Raw genomic sequence first — 10,333 nt, 5'->3', positions numbered from 1 at the left:
CACCGGCGGCGGCCGCGCCGGCGCTGGCGCCCCTGACGTGCCTGACGCCCGGGGCGCGCCGGAGGGCCGGGACCGCCCGGACGCCCCGCGTGCCCAGGACGGGCCACAGGGCCCGCAGGAGGGCGCCGTGCGCCCGCACCCCCGGGACGGAAGCGACCAGGACGCGGGCCGGGACGGCGCCTGACACGGCCACGGGGCGGGACCACGGGCCCGCTCGCCTCGCCGACCGGGCGCGGCAGGTGTCTGATGGCTGCTGTGGAGGCTACGCAGGACCACCGCCGAGCTCTCACCCTCGTCGCCCAGATACTGGCCGTCGCAGGTGCCTACTACCTCGCCGGGCGGCTCGGGCTCCTGAGACAGCTCACCGTCGAGGGGGCGGTGTTCACGCCCATCTGGCCGCCGACCGGTGTGGCCCTGGCCGCCCTGCTCTTCCTCGGGCTGCGCGTCTGGCCCGGCATCGCCCTCGGCGTCCTGCTGGTGGTCGCCTCGATCACACCGCTGCGCCCCACCGTGATCGGCACGGTCGTCGGCAACACCGCCGCCCCCGTCTGCGCCTACCTCATGCTCCGCCGCGTGGGCTTCCGTCCCGCGATGAACCGGCTGAGAGACGGCCTGGCCCTGGTGTTCCTGGGTGCCCTCGGGGCCATGCTGATCAGCTCCACCACGGGAGCAGGCCTCCTCGTCCTCACGGACAAGATCGCTCCCGGCAGCTTCTGGGCGGTCTGGCTGGGCTGGTGGGTGGGTGACGCCATGGGCGTCCTGATCATCACACCGGCCCTGATCCTCGTCGGCCGCCTGCACCTGCCCCTGCGCCTGACCCGCTGGCCGGAGGCGCTCGCCCTGCTGCTCGCCGTCTGCTGCCTCGTGCCGCTCGCCGCCTACAGCACGCTCAGCCTGATGTTCCTCGTCTACCCGCTGCTGATCTGGGCGGCGCTGCGCTTCCAGCTCGTCGGCAGCGTCCTGTGCGCTCTGGCCGCCTCTGTCCTGATCACCGTGGCCGCGACCGACGAGACGGGAGCCTTCCAGGGACTGAGCCACGTCCAGGTGATGATCAAGCTGCAGGCCTTCAACGGGTCGATGGCGCTGACGGCGCTCCTGCTCTCCGCCGTCATCACCGAGCAGCAGAACACCCGCCGCTCCGTGCAACGCGCCTGTCAGGAACTGGCCGAGGTGCTCGAACACCTCACCGCCACGGATGCCCCGCAGGAGCGCTCCCCGACGCAGGACGAGGGGCCCGCCCGCCCGGACCGCTGAGCCCGCCCGGCGGAACCACCCCCGTACGGGCACCACGCCTCACCCCGCCCCCGTCCCCGCGGTGCCACGCCGCCCCGCGCGGTTCCTCCCCGCTCACCCCGGTGCCGCGCCGCCGAACGCCGTCCGCCCCGTCGCGCCGACCGGCACGCCTGCGCCCGGGGAAGCGGCAGCCGCACGAACCGGGGGCACGTTGCGGATTCCCGCGCCGGACGGGGGAGGATGAGATCGCCGACGAACGCAGGACCTGCAGGGAGGAGAGGGCGCATGCAGAACGAGCGAGCGGGGCAGTTGGCCGGACCCGAGGACCTGGTCGACGTCGCCCGACTGGTGACGGCGTACTACACACTGCACCCCGACCCGGCCGACCCCGGCCAGCGCGTCGCCTTCGGCACGTCCGGGCACCGGGGATCGTCGCTGGCGACCGCCTTCAACGACGACCACATCGCCGCGGCCAGCCAGGCCATCTGCGAGTACCGCTCGGCGCAGGGCACCGACGGCCCGCTCTTCCTCGGAGCCGACACCCACGCCCTGTCCGAGCCGGCGCGGGTCACCGCCCTGGAGGTGTTCGCCGCCAATGACGTGACCGTCCTCATCGACACCGGAGACGGATACACCCCCACCCCGGCCGTCTCGCACGCCATCCTCACCCACAACCGGGGCCGCACCTCGGGCCTCGCCGACGGCGTGGTCGTCACCCCCTCGCACAACCCGCCCGCCGACGGCGGGTTCAAGTACAACCCGCCCAGCGGCGGCCCCGCCGGCTCCGACGCCACCTCCTGGATCCAGAACCGGGCCAACGAGATCATCGCCGCCGGCCTGAAGGACGTCCGCCGGATCCCCTGGGCCAGGGCGCTCGCCGCGCCCGGCACCGGACGGTACGACTTCGCCGGAACCTACGTCGCCGACCTGCCGAGTGCCCTCGACCTCGACGCGATCCGGTCCGCGGGCCTGCGCATCGGCGCCGACCCGCTGGGCGGGGCCTCCGTCGACTACTGGGGCCGGATCGCCGAGGAGCACCGCCTCGACCTCACCGTGGTCAACCCGCTGACCGACCCCACCTGGCGGTTCATGACGCTGGACTGGGACGGCAGGATCCGAATGGACTGCTCCTCGCCGTACGCCATGGCCTCGCTCATCGAGCAGCGCGACAGCTTCCGGATCGCCACCGGCAACGACGCCGACGCCGACCGGCACGGCATCGTCACCCCCGACGGCGGCCTGATGAACCCCAACCACTACCTGGCCACCGCCATCGCCTACCTGTACGCACACCGCACCGCGTGGCCCGTCGGCGCCGGCATCGGCAAGACCCTGGTGTCCTCGGGCATGATCGACCGCGTTGCCGCGGATCTCGGCCGGCGGTTGGTGGAAGTCCCCGTCGGCTTCAAGTGGTTCGTGGACGGCCTGGTCGACGGCTCCCTCGGCTTCGGCGGCGAGGAGTCCGCCGGCGCTTCCTTCCTGCGCCGTGACGGATCGGTGTGGACCACCGACAAGGACGGCATCCTGCTCGCGCTGCTGGCCTCGGAGATCACGGCGGTCACCGGGAAGACGCCGTCGGAGCACTACGCCGGGCTGACGGCCCGGTTCGGCGCACCCGCCTACGCCCGCACCGACGCCCCCGCCACCCGCGAGGAGAAGGCGCTGCTGGCGAAGCTGTCGCCGGCCCAGGTGACCGCCGGCACGCTGGCCGGCGAGGCGGTCACGGGAGTGCTCACCGAGGCCCCCGGCAACGGCGCCCCCATCGGCGGCATCAAGGTGAGCACGGCGAACGCCTGGTTCGCGGCCCGCCCCTCGGGCACCGAGGACGTCTACAAGATCTACGCGGAGTCCTTCCTCGGCCCCGATCACCTGGCCCGGGTACAGGAGGAGGCCAGGGGCGTCGTGCTGTCCGCCCTGGGAGGCTGACGGCGCGTCCAGGAACGGGCCGCGCCGGACCTGGCCCGTCAGTCGATGGGCCAGGTGTGCACGGGTGCGTTGAGGTGCATGTAGTCGGTGTACAACTGCGTCATGCGGCGCAGCGCCTCGTGCCGGCCGGAACGGCTGGAGGTGAGGAGGTGGTGGAAGACCTCCTTCTGCCACACCGCGCCGTTGCGGGCGGTGACGCAGCGCTGCTCGATCACGCCGAGCAGCGGCTCGCGCCATGCCTCGTCCATGCCGGAGTGCTCCAACCCCCGGTGTGCGAGCGGCAGCAGACGGCGCAGCACGAGTTCGGGAACCGGCACCTCGCCCATCCCCGGCCAGTACAGGCGGGCTTCGATGCCGTTGCGTGCGGCGCTGTGGAGGTTGTCCTCGGCCGCGGCGAAGGACATCCTCGACCACACGGGCCGTTCCTCCTCGACCAGGGCCCGGGTGAGGCCGTAGTAGAAGGCGCCGTTGGCGAGTGTGTCGGCGACGGTGGGGCCGGCGGGCAGCACCCGGTTCTCCACCCGCAGGTGCGGGGTGCCGTGCGTGACGGCGTAGACAGGTCGGTTCCATCGGTAGATCGTGCCGTTGTGCAGGGTGAGTTCGCCCAGTTCGGGGATGTCCCCGCGGTCCAGGGCGTCGGCGGGGTCCTGCTCGTCGCACATCGGCAGCAGTGCGGGGAAGTAGCGCAGGTTCTCCTCGAAGAGGTCGAAGACGCTGGTGACCCACCGCTCCCCGAACCAGACCCGCGGACGCACCCCCTGCGCCTTGATCTCCTGCGGGCGGGTGTCGGTGGCCTGCTCGAACAGCGGGATGCGCGTCTCGTGCCACAGTTCCCTGCCGAACAGGAACGGCGAGTTCGCCGCCAGCGCGACCTGGATGCCGGCGATCGCCTGGGCGGCGTTCCAGTAGCTCGCGAACTCCGTGGGTGAGACCTGGAGATGGAACTGGGTGCTGGTGCAGGCGGCCTCGGGTGTGATCGTGTCGGCGTAGGTGCGCAGCCGGTCCGCGCCGTCGATCTCGATGTGCAGGTCCTCCCCGCGGGCCGCGAAGATCTGGTCGTTGAGCAGGTGGTACCGCGGGTTCTCGGACAGGGCGGCGGCGCCGACGTCCTCCTGCCGCAGCGTCGGCAGCACACCGATCATGATCAGGTGCGTGCCGATCGACCCGGCGCGCTTCTCGGCGTGGTTGAGCGCGGCCCGGACCTCCGCCTCCCAGGCGTCGGGGCCGCCGGCCGTGAGCCGCCGGGGCGGCACGTTGATCTCCAGGTTGAACCGCCCCAGTTCGGTCGACCAGGAGGGGTCGGCGATCGCCTCCAGCGCGTCGCTGTTGGCCATCGCCGGCAGAGCGCGGTCGTCGACCACGTTCAGCTCGATCTCCAGGCCGACCTGGGGCCGCTCGGACTCGAACCGCGCCTCGCGCAACATCTGGGCGAGGGTCTCCAGGCACTGCTGCATCTTGATCCGGTACCGTCGGCGGTCCTCACGGCTGAACACCAGCGCCGGAACGTCCCGTCCCATGGGCCCTCCCAGGTTCCCCTGCTCGGACACCCCCACCCAGCGTCCCACCACCACACGCGTTGCACCAAGGCAGGACCGCCCCCCGGGGACGCAACGGGCGGGTCCGGGGGCGAGGAGACGGGCAGGGGGCCGGCGGCCGGCCCCCATACCAGAAGAGGAATTCCGCATGACGGAATGCCGGGGTGGGGTCGGGAGGCGCGCCGGGCGGACGGTTGCCAGGCCCGCGGGTGGCCCGCGCGGAGCCGGCGGCCGGAGCAGCGTCGAGCGCCGCCGCAGCGGCGCGGTTCGGCCCACGAGCGGCCGGCCTCGCCATGCACCGCCCGGGTCCCGCCGGAGCGGTATCCACCGCCCCCGCACAGCGGCGCTAGGGTCGTGCCATGACCGACAACTCCCTGCGCTCCGTCACCGTCGAGCGAACCGGCACGGGCCGATTCGTCGCGACCAACCCCCGGGGCGGCACCGTCAGCTTCGGCACCGGTTCCGGCCCCGACGGGGACGTGGGGTTCACCCCCGTCGAACTGCTGCTCGCGGCCATCGGCGGATGCACCGCGGTCGACGTCGACGTCGCCACCAGCCGCCACGCCGAGCCCACCCGGTTCTCCGTCGCGGTGACCGGAAACAAGATCAACGACGAACTCGGCAACCGGATGACCGACCTCATGGTCACCTTCTCCGTCAGCTTCCCGGACGGTGAAGGGGCGGAGCGGGCCCGAGCCATCGTTCCCCGGGCCGTCAGGACCTCCCACGACCGGCTCTGTACGGTGAGCCGCACCATCGAGGTCGGCACGCCCGTGACCGCGACCGTCGAGGAGGCCTGACCGCGTCCGCACCCCGCGCCCGCCGCGTGGTCACGGCGGCGGGCGCGGACCCGCCGCAGCGGAGGGGTGCACTGTTCCCCCGGGACCCGTCTCGCCGGAGTGGACGGAACAGTGGGCCCGACGGGTGCCCGAGGTACCCCCGGCCGTCCCTCGGGTCGTAACGGGACCAGCCGATGTCCGCGCCGGGCCTGCCGGCCGTCTTCGCGCACCCCGACGACGAGTCGCTACCGGCGGGCGGACTGCTCGCCCGGCGGCGCGGCAGCGGGCGCGCGAACCGCGGTCGTCACGGCGACCTGGGCCGCGGGCACGGTGCGAGCCGGAGAACCGGCCGACGCGCTGCCCGCTCACCGAGCTCCCTCCTGCGGCGGCGCGTCGCGCGGGAAGACGACGGCCACGTGGAGCCGGTCGGGTCGACCCGGCGAGGTCTCTCGCCGTGCCGGTCGTCCATCGGCGCGCGGTGATGGCACTCTGGGCCCGTTGCACATGATCGGAGGCCGACCGTCGTGACCGTCATCGCGTGGATCGTCGAAGACACCTGGCCGGCCTGCGTCGACGCCGCCCGCTCCCACGCCCCCGAGGGCGCCGACATCGTGCTGCTGCATGTGACCGACTCCGGGGACACCGGCGCCGCGCACGGGGCCATCGCGGAACTGCTGGGCCGCGCCCGGCACGACCGGGACCCCGGCGAAGCCGTGGACCATACGGCGGCAGCCGCCGGTGAGCGGCTGTTGGAGGAAGCGGCCGAGCGGCTGGGGCGCCCGTGCACGCGTGCCGCGCGCAGCGGGCACGTCGACCGTGAGGTCGTGGCCGCCGCCGAGGGAGCCGACCTGCTCGTCCTGGCCCGCGACGGGGACCGCAGTCGCCTGGGACCCCACAGCCTCGGCCCCGCCGGCCGGTTCGTCGTCGACCACGCCCCCTGCCCCGTGCTGCTGGTCTGGCCGGAAGTCGCCCCCGGTACGGACACGATCGCGGCACCGCCGCTCCCACCGCCGCCACCCAGCCTGCCGCACCACATGTAGACCGGCCGGATCCCATCGGCGCCCCGGTCGGCGGCCCGAGAGACCGGCCCGGCCGCGTGCGCCGCAGGAGGCGGTCCGGGCGGTGTGAGAGGGAGCGGCGGAGCGGCGCGACCGCCCTTCCGGGCCTCACCGTCCCTGTCGTGAACCCCTCTTGTGTGAGTGTCATGTCCGCGTCATGCTGGTCACTGTGGGTGTCTACCCGCATAGATTCGTTCCACGGGCTCCATCTGACAGTGAGACATCGACCACTCGCCCCAGGAGGATCGATCCTCGTGAGACCCCGTCATACCCGGCACAGCCGCCGGCGCGGCCTCGTGGCCGCCGCGGCAACCCTGGCCGCCCTGTGCACCGGTCAGACCCTGAACGCCCTGCCCGCCTCGGCGGCGCCGCAGGCCCCCCACCCCGCGTCCGCCGTCCGCGCCGCCGAGGACCATGCCGCGCGCGTACTGGCCGGCTCCCTCACCGACCCCGCCTGGCGTGCCCGCGTCCGGAGGGCGGCGCTCACCTCCGACGAGGTGGACGTCACCGCCCTGGCCGGCCGCGCCCCCGTCTCCCTCAAGACCGCCCTGGTCGCCGACGACCGCCGGATCGCCGCCGCCAAGGGCCTGGACGCCGGGGTCGGTTCGCTGCTGAGGCTGCGGCTCGGGGACGCGTCCATGCGTACCGCGCTCGACGCGGGCACCGCGCCCTGGGTGGTGGCGGCCACCTCGGACGAGCCCACCGCCACCCTCACCGCCTACGACAGCCGCGGCCGCACACACACCCTGGACGCCCGTACGGCGCCCGCGCACCCCGTGTACGTCGTCGACATCGACGGCGCCAAGGCCCTGGACGCCGGTCTGGACGTGCTGAACGAGGAACTCGCACGGTACGGCGTGTCATCCGCCGGCCCCGCCCCCGCACGGGTCTCGGCGGACCGGACACCGGCGGCGGCGTCCGGCGGAGGCTTCTGGACGACGCGGATATCCGCGGTCGAGCTCTCGGACGACGAGGAGCCCTGGTTCAAGGGCGCCGCCGAGATCTACACCCTGGTCACCGGTTTCGGCCAGGACGGCAAGGTCCGGGTCGACCCCGTCGACATGCCCTACCTCGACTACGAGGGCACGGTCTACCGGCCCAACCAGATCCTGGTCAACTGGTCGTCCTACAAGTACGACCTGGCCGATGCCGTGATGATGGAGGACGACGGCGGCACCAACTACCGCGACCTGGCCAAGGCCATCGCTGCCGTCCTGCTGACCGTCACCGACCAGGGCGCCTACATCCCGCTGGTGAACGCCGTCCTGGACGCCATGCCGGACAAGTGGTGGAGGGACGACCCGGACTACGTCGACTCCTGGTACACGCTGGCCCAGAGCGACAACGGCACCCGGCACGGCGCACGCGGCAACGGCTGGATGACCGTCGAGCCGTACTACGTGCAGGAGTTCTGAGACACGCGCCGACGACGGCGCAGGGCCGGCGTGAGCGGTGTTCCCGCCGGCCCTTTCGTCCCTTCGACCACGTTCCGCTCCCTCGCGTGCCCGCGCCCCGGTGCTCTCCCGGCCCGGGCCCGCCGCACGACGGGACGGGTTTCAGACGAGTTCGGGCTGCGGCTCCGGCTGCAGTGCCGGAAGGGGCTTCGGCTCCCACGTCCTCGTGGTCCGCAGGTAGTAGTGGATCACCGAGCCCGTCGCCAGCAGGAGAAGCGGCCCGAACACCCACGGATGCCCGGCCATCTCCAGGGGCAGGTAGCGGTACGACACCAGAAGCGCGGCGAAGACGGCCGTTCCGTAGGCGACGAGTTGGACCCCCGACCGGTCCCAGCCCCGCTCGAGCGAGCGCAGCGCGCCCTCGATGGTGACCGTGAACACCACGCCGGCGACGAGATCCGTGCCGTAGTGATAGCCGAAGCCCAGCGTCGCGGCCAGGGTGGCGATCAGCCAGAACGTGCCCGCGTACCGCAGGGCTCGCGGCCCCCTGCGGGAATGAATGAAGATCGCGGTGGCCCACGCCGTGTGCAGACTGGGCATGCAGTTGCGCGGGGTGATCTCGTCGAACGGCATGTGATGCGGCGTCACGACGGCCGGCGGCGTGTGCGGCCACAGGTCGGCCACTGCCCAGTGCCCGCCGTCGCCGCCGAACGCGAAGACCGGTCCGACCACCGGGAAGAGCATGTAGATGCCGGGCCCGAGGAGGCCGATCACCAAGAACGTGCGCACCAGATGGTGGCGGGGGAAACTGCGCTCGACCGCCACGTGGCGCAGCTGGTACAGCGCGACGACGACCGCCGCGACCGCGAGCTGTATGTAGACGTAGTCGAGAACGTGCGCGCCGACCGTGCCGGTCGCCGAGACGATCCGGCCCGCCAGCCACGACGGGTTGCCCAGCGCGTGGTCGGCGACGGCCGCGTACTGGTCCAGCACCACCGGGCGGGTCTTCGACGTGATGAGTAGCCAGGTGTCCCCGGTCTTGCGGCCGGCGACCAGCAGCAGGCCCAGCCCGACGCCCTTCAGCAGCAGGACGCGCTCCCGGCCCGTGCGCCGCGTGACGGCGATCACCGCATAACCCAGAACCACCCACAAGGCGCCATTGCCGAACATCATCTTGGCGTGGAACGCCCACCGCACCAGAAAGAACGCGATGTCGATACCGACCGCGACACCGGCCGCGATGAACCGCTGCCGCCAGGGCAGCACCACCATCATCAACGCCATGCTGGCATAGAGCAGCGGCCCCGATTTCGGGGCGAGCACCACCTCTTTGACCTGGTTGGTGATCGGCCCCGGAAGGCCGTAGTGACGTGCGGCGATCTCCAACGCGACGAGAAATCCGAGCGCCACCGCACTTACGGCGGCCCACAGTATCGCCCGCGGTTGACGCAACGCGGTGAGAGGGATTCTGTTGTCTATTCGCGAAAACACCCGCGATGATATAGATGTCAATTTTTGGCCGATTTGCTCGATGTCGGGTTGTGGGCGGGCGGCCAAGACGGCCACGATCACCGCGAGTTCGAACATGTTATCGGAGTGTCGCGCGTGCGAGGGGCGGGTTACCGATGTGTGGCGAGCGGTCGATCGGGTGCCCCCGACCGCGTGCGCCGTTCCCGTTTCCGGGTGCGCGGCAGGCGACTCGAAGCGTGCGGCAGCCGTGCCGATGTGGCCGTAGCAGAGCCGTTGCGCGGCGTTCACCGGTCCGGTTGCCGCAGGTCGTCCCGGCCGTGGGATGGTCGACCATGCAGGGCGTGAGTGGGGCGGCGCCGCAGTCAGCGCCCCAGCAGGCACAGCGCGGCGCTGAGCACGGTGGCGCAGGCCACCACCGTGGACGCCACGACGACATGCCGCGTGATCAGCCGATGCCGCAGCGCGGCGTACCGGGCCTCGTACTCCCGGCGCAGTTCCCCGGCGTGGCGCACGGTGTGCCGCAGTGTCTGCCGGGTGAGTTCCAGACGCCGCTCGGCATAGTGCCGTGCCACGTCCTCGGCCTGCGCGGAGGTGAGCCAGGGCAGGCGGGCGCAGAAGGCCTCGGCCTCCGCCCGGGCCTGCTCCCGGTCGCGCTGGGCACGGAGGTATCCCTCGATCTGACGTGTCAGCGCTGCCGCCTGTTCCTCGGTGACGTGCCCGGGCGACGTGTCCGTCATCACCGCTCGCCCTCGTGTCCGGCGGTGTCGATGGCGTCCCACCGGCCGGTGGTCTGCTTCTCGCCCAGTTCGCCGAGCTCGGGGTGGTGCAGGTCGAACGCCGGGGATTCGCTGCGGATCCGCGGCAGCGTGGAGAAGTTGTGCCGCGGCGGCGGGCAGGAGGTCGCCCACTCCAGCGAACGGCCGTAGCCCCACGGGTCG

9 protein-coding genes and 2 pseudogenes are annotated in these 10,333 nt (G+C 72.4%); 6 read left to right on the top strand and 5 right to left on the bottom strand.

What is annotated here, in order from left to right; translation table 11 throughout:
• The coding region (locus tag I3F54_RS31420; protein ID WP_240122329.1) for a hypothetical protein at positions 1-193 on the bottom strand (193 nt) is incomplete at its 3' end.
• Positions 194-246: 53 nt separating this feature from the next.
• Between I3F54_RS31420 and I3F54_RS31415 the strand changes: the two genes are divergently transcribed.
• Positions 247-1,254, top strand: coding sequence for an MASE1 domain-containing protein (locus tag I3F54_RS31415; protein WP_240122328.1), 1,008 nt, complete (start codon positions 247-249; stop codon positions 1,252-1,254).
• Positions 1,255-1,518: 264 nt separating this feature from the next.
• On the top strand, positions 1,519-3,159 hold the full coding sequence (gene pgm, locus I3F54_RS31410; RefSeq protein ID WP_240122327.1) for a phosphoglucomutase (alpha-D-glucose-1,6-bisphosphate-dependent): 1,641 nt from the start codon (positions 1,519-1,521) through the stop codon (positions 3,157-3,159).
• 38 nt (positions 3,160-3,197) lie between these two features.
• On the opposite strand, the gene I3F54_RS31405 is transcribed toward pgm, so the two are convergent.
• Positions 3,198-4,676, bottom strand: a complete 1,479-nt coding sequence (locus I3F54_RS31405) for a glutamate--cysteine ligase (RefSeq protein WP_240122326.1) — start codon at positions 4,674-4,676, stop codon at positions 3,198-3,200.
• A gap of 377 nt (positions 4,677-5,053) precedes the next feature.
• Between I3F54_RS31405 and I3F54_RS31400 the strand changes: the two genes are divergently transcribed.
• The 4 genes and pseudogenes from I3F54_RS31400 to I3F54_RS31385 all read left to right on the top strand — a co-directional run bounded on the left by I3F54_RS31400 (position 5,054) and on the right by I3F54_RS31385 (position 7,946).
• Complete coding sequence (locus I3F54_RS31400) at positions 5,054-5,494, top strand: OsmC family protein (RefSeq protein WP_240122325.1); 441 nt, start codon at positions 5,054-5,056, stop codon at positions 5,492-5,494.
• A gap of 173 nt (positions 5,495-5,667) precedes the next feature.
• Positions 5,668-5,833 (top strand): annotated as a pseudogene (locus I3F54_RS31395) (PIG-L family deacetylase); the annotation flags it as partial.
• A 164-nt stretch (positions 5,834-5,997) separates the two neighbouring features.
• Positions 5,998-6,513 carry a universal stress protein gene (locus I3F54_RS31390; RefSeq protein ID WP_240122324.1) on the top strand — a complete coding sequence of 172 codons (516 nt, stop codon included), beginning with the start codon at positions 5,998-6,000 and terminating at the stop codon, positions 6,511-6,513.
• Between the two features lie 272 nt (positions 6,514-6,785).
• Positions 6,786-7,946: a DUF3103 family protein gene (locus I3F54_RS31385; RefSeq protein ID WP_240122323.1), complete on the top strand. Its 1,161-nt coding sequence runs from the start codon at positions 6,786-6,788 to the stop codon at positions 7,944-7,946.
• A 141-nt stretch (positions 7,947-8,087) separates the two neighbouring features.
• On the opposite strand, the gene I3F54_RS31380 is transcribed toward I3F54_RS31385, so the two are convergent.
• The 3 genes and pseudogenes from I3F54_RS31380 to I3F54_RS31370 all read right to left on the bottom strand — a co-directional run.
• Positions 8,088-9,359, bottom strand: a complete 1,272-nt coding sequence (locus tag I3F54_RS31380) for a phosphatase PAP2 family protein (protein ID WP_240122330.1) — start codon at positions 9,357-9,359, stop codon at positions 8,088-8,090.
• Positions 9,360-9,757: 398 nt separating this feature from the next.
• A complete protein-coding gene (locus I3F54_RS31375; protein WP_240122322.1) occupies positions 9,758-10,132 on the bottom strand; it encodes a hypothetical protein in 375 nt (124 codons plus the stop codon).
• Positions 10,132-10,333 (bottom strand): annotated as a pseudogene (locus I3F54_RS31370) (cytochrome ubiquinol oxidase subunit I); the annotation flags it as partial. The pseudogene I3F54_RS31370 and the gene I3F54_RS31375, both read right to left, overlap by 1 nt.

Origin of the sequence: Streptomyces sp. MUM 2J, assembly GCF_022414535.1 — a bacterium.
In the GTDB taxonomy this organism is placed as follows: Bacteria; Actinomycetota; Actinomycetes; order Streptomycetales; family Streptomycetaceae; genus Streptomyces.
Note: the sequence above shows the minus strand (reverse complement) of the source record. Positions and strands in the feature narration are given on the sequence as shown.